The following is a 15,934-nucleotide window of genomic DNA, read 5'->3' as shown; positions in this document are numbered from 1 at the left end:
GGGACGCGTCCACAGAATGTCCGTCCGTCCCGGGAGCCCTGTTGACCGCGACCTACCGCCAGCCCGGCCTCGTCCTCACCGACCGCCGCTTCACCGTCCCCCTCGACCACGACGACCCGGCCGGGGAGACGATCGAGCTCTACGCCCGCGAGGCCGTAGCGAGCGACAAGGCGGGCCAGAACCTGCCGTGGCTGGTCTATCTCCAGGGCGGCCCGGGTTTCGGGGCGAACCGATTCGTCGGCAAGGGGGCCTGGTTCGGCCGGGCCCTGAAGGAGTTCCGCGTCCTCCTGCTCGACCAGCGCGGCACCGGCCACTCCACACCGGCCAACCGCCAGACGCTCCCGCTGCGCGGCGGCCCCGCGCCACAGGCCGACTACCTGGCCCGCTTCCGCGCCGACTCCATCGTCCGTGACTGCGAGGCGATCCGCGCCCAGGTGACCGGCGGCGCCCCCTGGACCGTCCTCGGCCAGAGCTTCGGCGGTTTCTGCGCCACGACCTATCTGTCCCTCGCCCCCGAGGGGCTCGCCGCCGCCCTCATCACCGGCGGTCTGCCCTCCCTCGACGGCCACGCCGACGACGTCTACCGGGCCGCCTACCCGCGCGTGGAGCGGAAGGTCGCCGCGCACTACGCCCGCTATCCGCAGGACGTCGAACGGGCCCGCCGTATCGCCGACCATCTCCTCACCCGCGACGTCACCCTGCCGAACGGCTACCGCCTGACGGTCGAGGCCTTCCAGTCCCTCGGCATCCTCCTCGGCGGCGGCGAGGGCAGTCACCGGCTGCACTACCTGCTGGAGCACGCCTTCGTCCGCACCCCGCAGGGCCCGGAGCTCTCCGACGCGTTCCAGGAAGAGGTCCAGGGCCTCCTCTCCTACGCGCCCCACCCTCTCTACGCCCTTGTCCACGAGGCCACCTACGGCCAGGGCGAGCGACCCACCGCCTGGTCGGCCGAACGGGTACGCGCCGAGTTCCCCCAGTTCGACGCGGCCAAGGCCCTCGCGGGCGACGAGCCGTTGCTGTTCACCGGCGAGTCCATCCACCCCTGGCTGTTCGACTGCGACCCGGCCCTGCGCCCGCTGCGCGAGACCGCCGAGCTCCTCGCCGCCCGCACCGACTGGCAGCCCCTGTACGACCCGGCGCGCCTGGCCGCCAACGAGGTCCCGGTCGCCGCCGCCGTCTACCACGACGACATGTACGTCGACACGGCCCACTCCCTCGAGACCGCCCGCGCGATCCGCGGTCTGCGCACCTGGGTGACGGACGAGTTCGAGCACGACGGAGTCCGCGCGGGCGGCCCCCGCGTCCTGGACCGGCTGCTCGCCCTCGCCCGTGAGGAGGCCTGACCCCGGACACCCGGGCGGCCCGTGGGCGGCGACATGCCGCACTCTCGATTCCGGCATAAGGTTCATTTCGGCCAGGTGTCGACGCCGGAGTCGAGAGGATGTCAGTCGATGAGCACACCGTCACCCCACGGACGGTCCCGGATCGCCGCCCTCGCCGTGGCCCTGGCCGCCGCGAGCGCGCTCGCCCTGACGGCCTGCGACGACGACTCCGGCGGTTCGTCGACGTCCTCCGCCACGCCCACGGCCCCGGACACGGCGTCCTTCTCCGGCAACGCGGCCTCCGCGCTCGCGTCCGCCGAGGCCTCGGTGCGGGCCGAGGCCTCGAAGCGGGTCGCGTCCGCCTCGGCTGCCGCCTCCTCCTTCGAGGCCTCCGTCTCCGCGGAGGTGGAGCGGGCCAACAAGGCCGCGCGAACCGAGCTCGCCAAGGTCGACGGAGCGGGCAACGCGATGTCCGACGTCACCATGACCGGCAAGCCGCGCTCCGAGACCGGCGGTCTGCTCGCCGTCGTCGTCACCATCACCAACAAGACCGACAAGACGGCCTCGTACGCCGTCCAGGTCGACTTCCTCGACTCGTCCGGCAAGGCGGTGGAGACCCGGTACGTCGGCGCCGAGGACCTCGATCCGGGGCAGAAGGCGCAGCCGGTCGCCGTCAGCCGCAAGCCCACCGAGCCGGTGCTGACGCCCAAGCTGGCGAAGGCGCAGCGGTATTGACTCAGGCGGCCGTGGCCAGCGCGCCGGGTGTGCGGTGCGGGCTCACGACCCTTCCGTCCGGCAGGAGTTCACCGGTGTCGTCGAAGACGATGGTGCCGTTGCACAGCAGGCTCCAGCCCTGTTCGGGATGGGCCGAGACGATCACCGCGGTGTGGTGACAGGGGCTGTCGGCGGTGGGGCACTGGGGCTGGTGGCTGCACATGACATCTCCTCGATGCGTTCGGCTCCTGCCTCGGTTCGGCCGATATCTCTGTGGTAGCCGAGCTTGTTTTCCGCTGGATGAGGAGACCCCCACATCGCCGGAATCTCATCGGTGAGTTCTCGTCAGGTCGGCCGGTCGGCGGGCCCGTTACGCTGGCGGCGATGCAAGAACAAATGACCGACCTCAGCGGCGACTGCGCGCGGTGCTTCGGCCTGTGCTGTGTGGCCCTGCCCTTCACCGCCTCCGCGGACTTCGCCCGCGACAAGCCGGCCGGCACACCCTGCCCGAACCTCCGGGACGACCACCGGTGCGGCATCCACGCGAAGCTGCGCGTCGAGGGATACACCGGATGCACGGTCTACGACTGCTTCGGCGCCGGACAGAAGGTCTCGCAGGTCACCTTCGGCGGCCGGGACTGGCGTACCGGCCCGCGCGAGGACGCCCGCCGCATGTTCGACGTCTTCCCGGTCGTGCGCCAACTGCACGAGTTGCTCTGGTATCTCACCGAGGCACTCACCCTGCCCGCCGCCCGCCCGGTCCACGCCGACCTGCGCCGCATGCTGGAGCGGACCGACGCGCTCACCCGGGGGACCGCAGAAGACCTCGCCGCGCTGGACGTCCCCGCGCACCGGCAGAAGGTCAACGTCCTTCTGCTGAGGACCAGTGAGCTGGTGCGGGCCGGATTCGGCGCCGCGAACAGGAAGAGGAACCGCCGGGGCGCGGACCTGATGGGCGCCCGTCTGAAGGGCGCCGACCTGCGCGGAGCCACCCTTCGTGGCGCCTACCTCATAGCGGCCGACCTCACCGGCGCCGACCTGCGCGGCGCGGATCTGATCGGTGCCGATCTGCGCGACGCCGACCTGACGGACGCAGACCTTACGGGCGCCTTCTTCCTCACCCAGCCCCAGCTGAACGCGGCCCGGGGCGGCGCCGGCACCCGGCTGCCGGACTCAGTCACCCGCCCTGGACACTGGACAGCGTGACTCCGAGGCGGCCGGGGCCTCGTCGGGATCCGCCACGGGGGCGGCCGTAGCGCCACTGCCCGCCCGCCGTTCCAAGTGCAGCCGCAGCCTCTCCGGCATCAGCGTCAGCCGCTCGGTCACGCTGAGCCGGTAGCCGGGGTCGGCCCGCAGCTCGTAGCGGCGCAGCAGCAGACCGAGCACCAGCGTGGCCTCGTGGAGCGCGAACTGCCGCCCGATGCAGGCCCGGGCCCCGGTCCCGAACGGCTTGAAGACATGCGGGGGACGCGAGCGTACGGCCTTGGGGTCGAAGCGGTCCGGATCGAACCGCTCGGCGTCGGCGCCCCACACCTCGGGGTCGCGCTGCAGCATCGGCGTGAGCACCAGCGTCCACGCCCCGCGGCGCATCGGGTGCCGTCCGGCCAGCACCGTGTCCTGGACGGCCTCCCGGGCGAACGCGGGTGCCGTGGGCCACAGCCGCAGCGACTCGTCCAGCACCCGGCGCACGTACCGCAGCTTCGCCACCTGGTCGTACCCCGGCACGGCGGCCGAGCCCCAGACGCGGTCCACCTCTGCCCGCGCGCGTGCCGCGACCTCGGGGTGTCGGGACAGGTAGTGCAGGGCGAAGGAGAGCGCGCCCGACGTCGTCTCGTGACCGGCCACCAGGAAGGTGATGACCTGCCGGCGGACGTTCTCCGGCGACAGCCGCTCACCGGTCTCCGGGTGGGCCGTCTCCAGCATCCGGTCCAGCAGATCGCCGTCCCCGCCCGCCGCGCGCCGGGTACTGACCAGGTCGTCGACCATGCGGTTGAGGTAGGCGATGTCGTCCGCGTTGCGCTGCGCGGCACGCCGTAGAAGAGCCGGGAAGGGCACGGAGTTGAGGCGCTGCGCGTAGGTCAGGGTGCCCACCATGGCCGTCACGAAGGGATGCGGCCGGTCCCGTTCGAAGGAGCCGAAGTCATGGCCGAACCCGGTCCGCGCGATGGTCTCCAGGGTCAGCTTGGTCATGTCGCCGGGGACGTCCACCGACCGGCCCGCCGCCTGCTCGCGGTCCCAGTGGTCCGTCAGCCGCCCGGCGACGGCCAGCATCATCGGGTGGTAGGCCTCCATCGCCTCGCGGCTGAAGCCCGGTGCCAGCACGTCGTGTGCCAGCTGCCAGTTCGGCTCGTGGTTGTACGCGGTGAACAGCCCGTCGCCGGCGACCGGCCGCAGATTGGCGACCCCCAGACCGACATGCTTCGCGAACCGTGACTCGTCCGCCAGATCCGCCACCAGATCGGCACCCCAGACGAACACGAACTCCCTGTTGAACGCCTTGCGCCGGTAGATCGGCCCCAATTGGCGAGCGAAGCGCAGGGAGTCCTGGAGCGGGGTGGCCCGGTTGACGCCGAGGACGTCACCGAGCAGGGGGAGTCGGCGCGGCGGGTGCGGAATGCGGTGCAGCTCCGGCCAGCCCAGCTCGGCACTGCGGAAACCCCTCGGCTCCGCGGCCCTTGTCGTCGTCTCCGCCATGACGAGATCTCCCTTGATCCAGCGGCAGTTGAGCGCGTTGTACGTGGGTTCAATAACGCGCCTCAGTCTGATCCCGTTGTTGAACCGACGTCAAGTAAAGTGCGGGCATGGCCGGGAAGCAGGGCGAGCGCACGCGCCGCAGGCTCAGCACCGAGGAGCGCCGCGAGCAGCTTCTGTCGGTGGGGGCGAGGCTGTTCTCGGAGAGCCCGTACGACGAGGTGTGGATCGAGCAGGTCGCGGAGATCGCCGGTGTCTCGCGCGGGCTGCTCTACCACTACTTCCCGACGAAGCGGGACTTCTTCGCGGCGGTCGTGGAGCGCGAGAGCGGTCGGATGCTGGCCATGACCGCGGCCGTGCCCGGCATCCCCGTGCGCGAGCAGCTCACCGCCGGGCTGGACACCTATCTGGAGTACGTGTCGGCGCACGCGCACGGCTACCGCGCCTTTCACCGTGCCGATGCCGCCGGGGACCAGTCCGTCCGCAAGGTCTACCAGCGGGCGCTGGCCGCGCAGGAGCGGCAGATCCTGGCGGCGCTGGCCGCGGATCCGGAGTTCGGGGCCCAGGCCGAAGAGCGCCCCGACCTCTCGCTGGCCGTCCGCGGCTGGCTGGCCTTCACCACGGCCGTGTGTCTGGAGTGGTTGAGGGGCTCGGACCTTTCTCGGGAACAGGTGCGCGATCTGTGCGCACGGGCCTTGCTCGGCGTTCTCAGGCCCTGACCGAAGGTGCGCGTCCGTCACGCATCCCACGGTTGGCTTCGTCGCCGATCTTCGATAGGTTAGGCAAGGCTTACCTTAGGAGGCAATGGATGGGTGACAGCCAAACCTGGACGGCCGCGCCTTCCGCGGCGGAACACGCCCGGTCGGTGCTCGCCGCCTCGTGGTCCTGCGCGGTGACCGCCGAGGGCGGCCGCGAGGAGTTCGTCGGCGCGCACACCGTCGCCGAGGACGGGCGGGTGACACTGGACGTGCCCGAGGCCAGCACCCTGGTCGCGGCCGCGATCTGCGCGCCCCGCGGCGAGCCGTCCGCCGTCCTGGAGTTCGCCGACGTGGCACCCGTCCCCGTGCGCAGCCGTATCCGCGCCCGGCTGTGGATCGCCGGCTGGTTCGTCCCCGTGGGCGGCCGGCTGGAGTTCACGACCACGCGAGTGGTGCTGCGCCTGCCGTCCGGCGCGGTGGTCGTCGACCTCGGCGAGTTCGCCGCCGCCGCGCCCGACCCGCTCGCCACGGCCGAGGCCCGGCTGCTCACCCACCTCGCCGACTGCCACCCGGACGCGGTCGAGCGGCTCACCCGGCTCGTCGACGCCGACAGCCTGCACGGCGCGGTCCGCGTCCAGCCCCTCGCCGTGGACCGGCACGGACTGACGCTGCGCATCGAGCGCGCCCGCGCCCACGGCGACGTACGCCTGCCCTTCCACGCGCCCGCCGACGACGTGGCCCAGCTGACGGAACGCATGCACGTCCTGCTGACCCAGGCGAGCGCCGCGTCCTGCCCGCGTGCCCTACAGCGGCAGCGCACAGACCGCGACGGGTGAGGCGAACGGCTCGCCGGCGCGCCGCAGTTCACCGCTCGTCGTGTCCACGTGGAACACGCTGACCGTGCTGGACCTCTGGTTCGCCGCGAACAGCAGGGTCCCGTCCGGCGAGAAGGCGATCTGCCGCGGGAAGTCGCCGTTCACCGCAACCGTGTCGAGCAGCCGGAGCCGGGCGCCGTCCGCCTCCACCGCGTAGCGCGTGAGGCTGTTGTGGCCCCGGTTGGCGAGATAGGCGTAGGAGCCGTTCGCGGTGACCAGCAGCTGTGCCGGGTAGTTCGTGCCCGAGCCCGTTCCCGTGGACTGCGCCGCCCCGACGGAGAGGCGGCCGGTCCTGCGGTCGTAGGCGCAGACCGCCACCGTGTCGTCGGCCTCGTTGGCCAGGTAGGCGTACCGGCCCCCGGGATGGAAGGTGAGATGGCGCGGTCCGGCACCGGCCCGGGTGTGCGCCTGCGAGACCTCCGTGAGAGCGCCGGTCCGTTCGTTCAGGCGATAGCTGTAGACCGTGTCCGTGCCCAGGTCGACGGCGAGCACATGGCCGCCGTCGGGACTGGTGAGGAACTGGTGGGCGTGCGGACCCTCCTGGCCGGGCCCCGGCGCCGGACTGGAGTGCGTGACCGTGTCCCTGCGCTCGCCGAGCGCTCCCGAGGAGTCGATCGGATGCACGGCCACACTGCCGGAGCCGTAGTTCGCGCTGAGTAGCCAGCGGCCGCCCGGATGCACCGAGAGATGACACGGTCCCGCCCCGCCGGTGCCGCGGCTCCCCAGGACCTTGCGGTCGGACAGGCGTACGGCGGTCACGGCACCGGCGTCCTGCTCGTCGACCGCGTACAGCGTGCGGCCGTCGGGGTGCAGCGCGAGATACGAGGGGTTGGTGACGCCCGTGATCGTGCCGGTGCCGGTGATACGCCCGCTGTCCGGGTCGTACCTGGCGACGCCGATGCCGTTGCCGCCGCCCTCGGCGGACGTGTAGGTGCCGAGGTAGAGGGGGCGGGGGCCGGTCGGAGCCGGAGCGGACGGTGTCTTCGCCGGGCTCGGTGAGACAGCAGCCCCGGGGGAGCCGGGAGTCCGCGAGGGCACCGACGCCGACGACGATCCGGATGACGTCGAGCAGCCGACGAGTCCCGAGGCGGCTCCCGCGAGAACGCCGACGAAGCCGCGCCTGCTGCAGCCGCCGTTCGCACTGCCCATCCCTGCGCACCCCGGGTGATCGATCGTCGCGGTCGTGACAGCCACCTTCACCCGGATCACGCGCCCCGTGCAACCCGAGCCCCCGCGGCCCGCTACCAGTCGCCGTCCTCGACCGGCTTGCCCGGTGCGTCCCCCAGCTTCTTGACCTGGTGCGATCCCGGCGGCTGCCAGGGCTCGTGATCGTCCCCGAGCCAGTCACCGACCGGCTTCACGCCCTCCAGCGGGTCCGTCGGGGCGAGGTCCTCCGCGTCCTGGTCGTAGTAGTCGAACCAGGGCAACCCCGCGTTGGTGTACGCGGCGCGGTCCACGGGCGACGGCGGGGGAGCCTCGCCGGTGATGCGGCGCCACTCGGGCGGTGTCACCAGGTGCACGAACACCCGGCCGGCCGGTGTCTCCGCCCAGTCCGACAGCGGCCGGTCGTCGCGGTAGACCTCCTGGCGCATGGAACCGCCGACGCCGAGTCCCATCGCCGGAGCGCTGCGGGGCGCCCCCGCCGGAGCGGCAGGCGCGGCCATCGCCATGGGTACGGCAGCGCCGTAGCCCATCGCGGGCCTGCTCACCGACCGCAGCCGCCGCTGCGCCTCCCGCCACTCGGCCAGCCGCTCCTCGGCCAGCGGGAAGGACTGCAGCTGGACGCCGCCCCACACCTCCTCGCCCGTGACCTGCCCCTCGACGGTCGCGCCCAGTCCGAGCGGCACCGCGACGAACTGGCGGACCGTCCCCTTGCCGGAGTTGATGCCGTCCAGCCACGGCTGGCGGGGCAGGACCACGTAGTTCTGGGGGTCACGGGTGAGCCGGTCGCTCCAGGGCTTCCCGGAGACCGCGCACACCTTGCCCACCCCGACCTGGAGGGCGGCGGGCTCGGTGGTGCTGCCGAAGCTCAGCCACATCGCCTCGCGCAGATACGCCGGCAGCATCACCCCGCCGCGGGCCCGCCACCGCTCCGGCACGGTGTCGGGGTAGTCGGAGACGCGGCGCACCGGGAACTCGCCGAGCCCCGGCGGCAGCGGATGCGTGCCCGTCTCGGGCAGCCGCAGGGTACGGACGAACCGCACCGCCGCACCGCCCGGCAGCCGCAGTGTGTTCCCGTCGATCCGCACGCTCGTGCCGGTCATCGGCCCGCCCCCTGTGTCTGCTCGATGTGGCTACCTCACCTGGAACGACGGGAGAGCACCGGGCGGTTCCCGCGCCACCGCTCCTGGAGCCGGGTCAGACGCGGCATCCGCTCGCGCTGCTCGCGGGCGGCCCGGTCCAGCTCCTCCAGCAGGCGGCGGGAGCGGTGCTCGGTGTCGAGCTCGTCGAGGATGCGGTTGACCTCGGTGAGGACGGCGCCGTGCAGCTGCCAGTGGCGGGAGTCGCGCTGGATCTCCTCCAGCAGCAGCTGGGCCAGTTTGTCGCGGGTCGCCGTGGCCTGGCGCAGCTCGGCGGTGAGCCGGGCCTCCGCGGACTCGGCGCTCACGCTGACATGGGTGGTGACCAGGACCGCGAAGCTGACCACGGCGTCGCCGATCTCCGACAGCAACTGCTCCACCGTACGGCCGGTCTCGGGCCCGAACAGCGGGTCGGGAGCCTGTCCCTCGTCGATCGCGTAGGGCTCGTCGGCGAAGGGGTCGCGTTGCTTCGCGAGGTCGGTGAGGGTGCGGGCGAGGACCCGCAGCACGACCGTGCAGATCTCCAGGGTGTCCAGGCCGGTGCGCAGCACCACCCGGTGCAGCAGACCCTCCTTCACCCTGGGGTTCAGTTTGAGACTGTCCTCGGCCTGCCGGAGGGCCGCGTCCACCTCGACGATGTCGTGGTCGAGCTCGCGCGCCTCGTACAGCCGGGCCGTCGCCAGCTCCACGGGCGTACGGCCCGCGGCCTCCTCGCCGATCCGCAGCATCAGCTTCCGCAGCCGGCGGGCAAGCCCCTCGATCGACTCGCCCGCCTCGCCCACCCACACCGGGGGAGCGAGCAGCAGATTGCAGGCGAGGCCGACGACCGCGCCGATCAGCGTCTCCACCACGCGCGCCCAGGCGGTGTCCCCGACGGTCGTCACCCCGAGCACCAGCATCGCGCTGATCGCCACCTCGGGCACGAACTCCTCGACCCGCACCAGCCGTCCGACCACCAGCGACGCCACGATCAGCAGGGCCAGGCTCCACCAGGTCAGACCCACCAGCAGACTGAAGGCGATGGCGACGAGGACTCCGGTCACCACGGAGTTCACCCGGCGGATGCCGGTGGTCAGCGTGGAGTAGAGGGTGACCTGCACGACCAGCAGCGCGGTCAGGGGAGCCGTGAGCGGCGCCGATTCGGGGCTGAGCCGCAGCGCGATGACGTACGCGATCGTCGCCGCGCCCGCCGACCGCAGCGTCTGCACGACGACAGGGTCCCGGTGCCGCTTCACAAACCGCACCAGGGACGCCGTCCACTCACGTACATCTCGCATCCTCAGTGTGTTCCTCTTCCACATAGGCGTCCGGTGCACTCCTTGCGGACCGTAACTGTCCGCAAGCGTGCCCCCATTGTGGGGTGCGGCCGTTTGACGGCAAGGGGCCGGGGCAGTGACGGCGGACACCCGGCACGACCTCGGTCGATACCTGGGGAAAACCCCCGGCGCCGACGGTGGACCGCCGGATGGCCCGCGGCCGGTCGGGGGCGAAAGCGTGGAGCGATGACCTGGAAACGGACCTCGACCATCCTGACCCTGATCGTCATCCTCGGCACGGTCGCGCCGGCGGCGGCGACGACCCGGGCACCGGCCCCGACCGTCGTGGAGACCCTCGACCGGGCCGGGCACCCCCTGCGAACCGTCGAACCCGGCGGCGACACCCGCGATCTGCGCCCTCTCGACCGGATGATCGCCGACGCCGAGGTCGTCGGTGTCGGTGAGGCCACGCACAGCTCGCACGACTTCTTCGCCCTCAAGGACCGACTCTTCCGCCACCTCGTCGAGAAGAAGGGCTTTCGCACCTTCGCCCTGGAGGCCCCCTGGAGCACCGGACTGCGGCTCGACGACTACGTGGTGTACGGCAAGGGAGACCCGCGGCGCATCATGCGAGAGGAGTTCCAGCGCGACTATCTGTGGTGGAACAACACCGACTATCTGCGGCTCGTCGAGTGGATGCGGGAGTACAACATCCGCCACCCCGCCGACCCCGTCCGCTTCATCGGCGACGACACCGCCTGGACCGGACCCGAGGTGTACGACGAGGTAGTGGCCCGTGTGGCCGCTGCCGACCCCGCCTCCGGCGAGCGCCTGAACGGGCTGTACCGCGGGCTGCGGCCCACCGTGCCGACGGGAACGTACATCGAGAGCTACCTCGGCAAGCCGTACGCCGAGCGCAGGGAGATGGCCGAACGCACCGGTGAGGCGCTGGAGCTGGTGAGGCGGACGGGGGCCGACGGGGGGACCGTCCAGGACGCCACGGCGATCGACCGCACCGCCCGCCAGTACGCCTTCGACTTCGAGGAGCCCGGACAGATCGCCGAGGCCATGCGCTACCGCGACCAGGCGATGGCCGCCAACGTGCTCTGGTGGCAACGGCACACCGGGACAAAGGTCCTGCTGTCCGCGCACGACGCCCATGTCGGCTACGAGAGCTACGACCCCGCCTACCCGAAGATGCAGGGTGCCTTCCTGCGCGACGGCCTGGGGGCGGCGTACGTGAACATCGGCCTGACCTTCGAACGGGGCTCGTTCAACGCCACCGACCAGGACGAGACCGCCGTCCGGCGCTGGACGGTGGGCCCGGCCGCCCCCGGCAGCAACGAGCGGACTCTCGACCGGGTGAGGTACCGCGACTACGCGGTCGATCTGCGGACAGTCGGCTCACCGGCGCGCACGTGGCTCCGCCAGGCCCGCCCGACCTACCGGATCGGCACCGCCTACCCCGACGGCCCGCACGACGTCGCCCTGGCCCGCACCCACGACATCCTGGTCCACCTTCACCGGGTGACGGCCGCCCGGCTGCGGGACCGGTAGCCGGCGATCTTCGCGAGGTTGCCGCAGCGGTCCATCGAGCACCAACGGCGGCGGCGGGCCTGCGAATCGTCCAGGAACAGCAGGGAGCAGTCCGGGTTCTCGCACTCCTTGACGCGCTCCAGGAGCGGGCCCCGCACCAGGAGTACGGCGTCCCGTGCCACCGTGGCCAGGGCCGCGCGGGCCGGACTGCGTGCCGTCCAGCGGACCGGACCCAGCTGGGGCGCGAGATCCGGCTGGGCGGCGACCGCGTTGACCCGCTCCATGTCGGCCGGGTCGGGCTCCCGGCCGGCCATCGCGGCGCGGACCAGGCCGTACAGGGCCTCGCGCAGGAGGCGGGCGTCCGTCAGGTCCCGAGGGGTGACCCGCACCGCACCCGCGTCGGTGGCCAGTTCCGCCTCCGTGAACCAGCGCGCGAGGGCCGCGGTGTCGGGGAGTCGCTCCAGCGGCGTGGCGTGCCGTTTGCCGAGGGTGGCCGCGAAGTCCAGACAGGGGCGGCCGCCGATGAACGGGAACGCGAGCGCCGGGTCGGCGGGGGCGGGGCTGCCGGTCATGCGACGAGCGTACACCGGTTCATGGGGTGTCGGATCGGTGGACGAGCCCCCTTGACACCGGTTGAGGGGGTGTCGGATGGTGGCTTCACTTCACGACACCACTTCAACTGGTGTCAGTCGCTCGGTTGGCCGGGCAGAGAGCAGGTGCGGTATGCGTGCGGTGCGGATCGACAGGTTCGGCGGACCCGAGGTACTGGTGCCGGTCGACGTCCCCGACCCGGTGCCGGGCCCCGGAGAGGTGCTGGTGCGGATCGCCGCGGCGGGGGTGAACCGGGCGGACGCCCTGCTCCGCGCCGGCCTCTACCACCGCGCCGGACACCCGCCGCTCATCCCGGGCGCCGAGGCGGCGGGCGTCGTCGTGGAGGTGGGGGAGGGGGTGACCGACTTCGCGCCAGGGCAGCGGGTCATGGGCCTGGACGGCGGCAAGTCGTCAGGGTTCTACGCCGAGTTGGCGACCGTTTCCGCCACCCAGGTGGTCGTGCTCCCCGAGGGCGTGGATCTGGCGCGGGCGGCCGCCCTGCCGATCGCCTGGCTCAGTGCCTGGTACTGCGTGCGGCACCTCGCCCGTGTCTCCAAGGACGACACCGTGGTGGTGAAGGCGGCGGCGAGCGGTGTCGGCACCGCGGCCGTGCAGATCGCCGCCGAGGCGGGGGCGCGGGTCATCGCCCTGGCCGGCTCGGCCGAGAAGGCCGCCTGGGCGGGGGAGTTCGGCGCCGACGTCACCGTCGACACCTCTGCCTTCCCCGACGACGCCGAGGTCGCGGAGGTGCTCCGGCTCACCGACGGCCGTGGCGCCGACGTCGTCCTGGACACCGTCGGCGGCCGGGCCTTCGGGCGCAGTCTGCGTGAAGTGGGCCACGGCGGGAGGGTCGTGGCCCTCGCCAACGTCGCCCTGGAGCCGAGCACCGTCGACACCCGCGACTTCTATCCCAAGAACGCCTCGATCCTCGGCTTCCAGCTCACCAACCTCCAGATCCACGGCTACGACCCCCGCCCCGACCTGCGGGAACTTGCCGACCGGGTCGCCGCCGGCGGCTATCGCGTGCCGATCGAGACCGTCGTACCGCTGGAAGAGGCGCGGGCCGCCCACGAGCGGCTGGAACGGCGTGACAACCGCGGCAAGATCGTGCTCTCGGTCGGACCGGAATTCGGCAAATGAGATGCGGGCGTCCTCCTCGCCAGGTGATCATTTGCAGAGTCGTGGGTGAGTCGTGGGTGAGGAGACGCCGGTGGATCCAGTGGGGTCGGCACGAGCACGGGCAGCGCTGAGCCATGTGGCGGCCGTCTCGGAGGGGCCGGCCGTCGCCCCGGACGTGCGCATCACGCTGAACTTCCACCCTGACCGCGTGGCGCGCGGCCTGCCCCTTCTGGAGGCCCTGGCCCAGGACGGCGCCTATCACTCGCAGTTCGTCACCGGCACGAGCAACGGCGGGCTGACCGCGCACCCGGGCGGCGACCGCTGGCGCTGGGAGAGCCGGATCTTCGGCGGCGCCTACGACGACGCGGACGCCCATGACCGGCCTGTGTACGGCGCGCTGAACTTCCGTCGTCAAGTGGTGGGCGCGGCCCCGCGGTTCGGCTCCTCGCACTTCCGGCTGACCGGCGAACCGCTGGCCCGCGCCACCTTCTGCTACCCCGACAGCGCCGCCGAGCCGGTCCACTTCGGGGTCGCCGCGGGCATGTCCCTGATCGCCCTCGCGGAGGCGGACGAGCAGGACGCCCTCAACGACTACATCGAGGCCCAGGTGCACGGCGGCGTGGACCTGGCCCGCGATGTGGAGGCCCTCGTCCTGGACGCGAGCTACCGGAACACCCCCGTCGAGGCGGCGGCACACCTGCTCTCCGTCCCGGTCGAGTGGCACTCCGGCTACCGGATCACCGTGGCCGAGCTGCACCGCCACGCCGACTACCGCGGACAGGAGTACGCCGACCTGGGCGCGAGCATCGCCGAGGACGGAGTGGTCGACCCGCGCATCATCGGCGACGCCGCCAGGACGGGCCGCTACGAACTCCAGCACCTGAAGATGGTCTGGCACACGCTGGCCCGCTTCGGGGCGCCGGAGGCGACGACTCATGCGGGGCGACGCGCGCGGTCCCTTCGCGCAACTGGCGACTCCGTCGGCGCAGGATAGGGGGCGACCGGTTCGTGCTTGTTTGATGCTTATGCGCCCGTAGGACCCTGGTACGTGACTGCACCCGTCATCTGCTTCGTCGTCGCAGGCGCGTCTGGAGGTGGTCCGTGAATCCGTGGGCACTGGTGGTGGCGGGTACGGCGGTCACCTTCTATGGAGTGCTGTCACGACGGTTGTCCACCACGGTGGTGTCCGGACCGCTGGTGTTCGTGGCCGCGGGGCTGGCCATCGGCCCCCTCGGTCTGGGGCTCGTCCAGGAGGACGAAAGTCTGGAGCCGGTCCGGGCTCTGCTGGAGGGCGCCCTGGCGGTGGTGCTGTTCACCGACGCGTCTGCGATCCGGGGGCGCGAGCTGCGCCGGGAGCGGTTTCTGCCGTTGCGGCTGCTGGCTGTGGGGCTGCCGCTGACGATGGCGTTGGGGTGGCTGGTGGCATGGCCGTTGCTGCCGGGCCTTGGCATGTGGGAACTGGCTCTGGTCGCGGTCATTCTGGGTCCCACGGACGCGGCGCTGGGTCAGCAAGCGATCTCGGACCGCAGGGTGCCCGCGTTGGTGCGCCATGGCCTGGACGTCGAGTCCGGGCTGAACGACGGTCTGGCGCTGCCGTTCTTCGTTCTGGCGCTGGCCGCGGCCGGAGGCGGCCATGGCGATGAGGGTGTCGGTGAGACGTTCCTGCGCGCGCTGCTGCTGAGCTCCGCGATCGGTTTCGCCGTGGGCTGGGCTGTTGCCCGGCTCCTGCGCTGGTCGGCCGCCCGCGGATGGGCTGCTCACGGGTGGCGCCAACTGGCGTCGCTGGCCGTCCCGGCCGTCGCCTACCCCTTGGCCGTCGAGGCCGAGGGCAGCGGATTCATCGCTGTCTGGGTCGCCGGGTTGGCGTTCGGGAACGTCCTTCAAAAGTCCGCTTCGCCTGTGCGCGGTGCCGGCGCGGGCGAGTCCGGCGATGCGACCGCCTTCACGGAACGGCTCGGCCTGCTGCTCACCTCAATGAGCTTCCTGGCCTTCGGCGCGGTCATCCTGGGCCCGGTGCTGGAGCACGTGACCTGGCGGATGCTGGTGTACGCCGTACTGAGCCTGACCGTGATCCGGATGCTCCCGGTCGCCGTGGCCCTCCTCGGAACCGGACTGCGGCCGGCGACCCTCGCCTACATCGGCTGGTTCGGCCCTCGTGGACTGGCCTCTGTGGTGTTCGGCCTGCTGGCCGTCGAAGAGCACCTGCCGGGCACACACGTCCTCGGCGGCGCAGTGGCGTTGACGGTCGCCTTGAGCGTCTGCCTGCACGGAGCCACCGCTCCGCTGCTGGGCGGCCGTTACGGTGCCTGGTATTCCAGAACGCTGGCGAGCCACCCCGGGCTCAAAGAGCACGCGGATGTCCCGGACGAGGGTGTCGGTACGCCTCGGGGCGGCCCGGACGCGGCACGGTGGCCATGACCTGGGAGTCTCCCGTCTGCCACTGCTTACAATCGCAGGCGACCGGGGGCGCTCGCGAGTGAGGTGGTCTCGATGGCGGTGACGGTACCGGCGGGCGATGCCCGCGTTGTCGCGGTCCGCGCTGCGCTGGAACCCTTCGGCTGGCAGTCGTTCACTGCCCAACTGGTCTGCAGCCGTGCGGTTGCCGCCATGGACGGTGGGCAGGCGCTTCCCCGCCCCCGCGGTCCGTCGAACGGAATGGACCCGCAGAACGAGTGCGCCGAAGCGCTGGTACAGGTCCTGAGTGCCTGCCGGTGGCGGTCGCTGACCGTCGACCGACTGAGTCGGCTGTTGGTGGACGCCGCGCAGACATGGCGCCAGGAGCGGGCCTGGTTCGACATCCGGCTGGGCCTGTTGCTGGACGGCATCGGCTGA

The 15,934-nt window shown here is 72.0% G+C and carries 16 protein-coding genes; 10 read left to right on the top strand and 6 right to left on the bottom strand.

Features of this window, described 5'->3' with window-relative positions:
* Positions 1-41 precede the first annotated feature (41 nt).
* Entirely contained in the window at positions 42-1,343 is a 1,302-nt protein-coding gene (locus tag AQJ46_RS04495) for an alpha/beta fold hydrolase (RefSeq protein ID WP_059204292.1), read from the top strand.
* Positions 1,344-1,451: 108 nt separating this feature from the next.
* Positions 1,452-2,057, top strand: a complete 606-nt coding sequence (locus AQJ46_RS04490) for an FxLYD domain-containing protein (RefSeq protein ID WP_059204291.1) — start codon at positions 1,452-1,454, stop codon at positions 2,055-2,057.
* A 1-nt stretch (position 2,058) separates the two neighbouring features.
* Here AQJ46_RS04490 and AQJ46_RS04485 read toward each other — a convergent pair whose 3' ends face one another.
* A complete protein-coding gene (locus AQJ46_RS04485; protein WP_059204290.1) occupies positions 2,059-2,259 on the bottom strand; it encodes a DUF5999 family protein in 201 nt (66 codons plus the stop codon).
* A gap of 173 nt (positions 2,260-2,432) precedes the next feature.
* Here AQJ46_RS04485 and AQJ46_RS04480 point away from each other — a divergent pair, with 173 nt between their 5' ends.
* A complete protein-coding gene (locus AQJ46_RS04480) occupies positions 2,433-3,242 on the top strand; it encodes a pentapeptide repeat-containing protein (protein WP_404828371.1) in 810 nt (269 codons plus the stop codon).
* On the opposite strand, the gene AQJ46_RS04475 is transcribed toward AQJ46_RS04480, so the two are convergent.
* The gene (locus tag AQJ46_RS04475) at positions 3,210-4,730 is read right to left on the bottom strand and encodes a cytochrome P450 (RefSeq protein ID WP_059204288.1); all 1,521 of its coding nucleotides are present in this window, start codon (positions 4,728-4,730) and stop codon (positions 3,210-3,212) included. The genes AQJ46_RS04480 and AQJ46_RS04475 overlap by 33 nt on opposite strands.
* A gap of 107 nt (positions 4,731-4,837) precedes the next feature.
* On the opposite strand from AQJ46_RS04475, the gene AQJ46_RS04470 reads away from it, so the two are divergent.
* Together AQJ46_RS04470 and AQJ46_RS04465 are read left to right on the top strand one after the other, a co-directional pair.
* On the top strand, positions 4,838-5,446 hold the full coding sequence (locus AQJ46_RS04470) for a TetR/AcrR family transcriptional regulator (RefSeq protein ID WP_059204287.1): 609 nt from the start codon (positions 4,838-4,840) through the stop codon (positions 5,444-5,446).
* Positions 5,447-5,535: 89 nt separating this feature from the next.
* Complete coding sequence (locus AQJ46_RS04465; RefSeq protein ID WP_059204286.1) at positions 5,536-6,261, top strand: DUF2470 domain-containing protein; 726 nt, start codon at positions 5,536-5,538, stop codon at positions 6,259-6,261.
* Here AQJ46_RS04465 and AQJ46_RS04460 read toward each other — a convergent pair.
* The 3 genes from AQJ46_RS04460 to AQJ46_RS04450 all read right to left on the bottom strand — a co-directional run bounded on the left by AQJ46_RS04460 (position 6,229) and on the right by AQJ46_RS04450 (position 9,877).
* Positions 6,229-7,449 carry a lactonase family protein gene (locus AQJ46_RS04460; protein WP_059204285.1) on the bottom strand — a complete coding sequence of 407 codons (1,221 nt, stop codon included), beginning with the start codon at positions 7,447-7,449 and terminating at the stop codon, positions 6,229-6,231. The genes AQJ46_RS04465 and AQJ46_RS04460 overlap by 33 nt on opposite strands.
* Before the next feature lie 92 nt (positions 7,450-7,541).
* Complete coding sequence (locus tag AQJ46_RS04455; RefSeq protein ID WP_059204284.1) at positions 7,542-8,564, bottom strand: hypothetical protein; 1,023 nt, start codon at positions 8,562-8,564, stop codon at positions 7,542-7,544.
* Between the two features lie 35 nt (positions 8,565-8,599).
* On the bottom strand, positions 8,600-9,877 hold the full coding sequence (locus AQJ46_RS04450; RefSeq protein ID WP_059204426.1) for an FUSC family protein: 1,278 nt from the start codon (positions 9,875-9,877) through the stop codon (positions 8,600-8,602).
* A 225-nt stretch (positions 9,878-10,102) separates the two neighbouring features.
* Between AQJ46_RS04450 and AQJ46_RS04445 the strand changes: the two genes are divergently transcribed.
* Positions 10,103-11,413 carry an erythromycin esterase family protein gene (locus tag AQJ46_RS04445; protein ID WP_059204283.1) on the top strand — a complete coding sequence of 437 codons (1,311 nt, stop codon included), beginning with the start codon at positions 10,103-10,105 and terminating at the stop codon, positions 11,411-11,413.
* Here AQJ46_RS04445 and AQJ46_RS04440 read toward each other — a convergent pair.
* Positions 11,377-11,964: a CGNR zinc finger domain-containing protein gene (locus AQJ46_RS04440; protein ID WP_059204282.1), complete on the bottom strand. Its 588-nt coding sequence runs from the start codon at positions 11,962-11,964 to the stop codon at positions 11,377-11,379. The two genes, AQJ46_RS04445 and AQJ46_RS04440, sit on opposite strands and share 37 nt — an antisense overlap.
* A 151-nt stretch (positions 11,965-12,115) precedes the next feature.
* On the opposite strand from AQJ46_RS04440, the gene AQJ46_RS04435 reads away from it, so the two are divergent.
* The 4 genes from AQJ46_RS04435 (at position 12,116) to AQJ46_RS04420 (ending at position 15,934) form a co-directional block, all read left to right on the top strand.
* A complete protein-coding gene (locus AQJ46_RS04435; RefSeq protein WP_059204281.1) occupies positions 12,116-13,123 on the top strand; it encodes a quinone oxidoreductase family protein in 1,008 nt (335 codons plus the stop codon).
* Positions 13,124-13,193: 70 nt separating this feature from the next.
* The gene (locus tag AQJ46_RS04430) at positions 13,194-14,096 is read left to right on the top strand and encodes a DUF3626 domain-containing protein (protein WP_059204280.1); all 903 of its coding nucleotides are present in this window, start codon (positions 13,194-13,196) and stop codon (positions 14,094-14,096) included.
* Positions 14,097-14,203: 107 nt separating this feature from the next.
* Entirely contained in the window at positions 14,204-15,520 is a 1,317-nt protein-coding gene (locus AQJ46_RS04425) for a cation:proton antiporter (RefSeq protein WP_063803753.1), read from the top strand.
* A gap of 72 nt (positions 15,521-15,592) precedes the next feature.
* Positions 15,593-15,934 carry a hypothetical protein gene (locus AQJ46_RS04420; protein WP_059204279.1) on the top strand — a complete coding sequence of 114 codons (342 nt, stop codon included), beginning with the start codon at positions 15,593-15,595 and terminating at the stop codon, positions 15,932-15,934.

It is taken from the genome of Streptomyces canus (assembly GCF_001514145.1).
GTDB lineage: Bacteria > Actinomycetota > Actinomycetes > Streptomycetales > Streptomycetaceae > Streptomyces > Streptomyces canus.
Note: the sequence above shows the minus strand (reverse complement) of the source record. Positions and strands in the feature narration are given on the sequence as shown.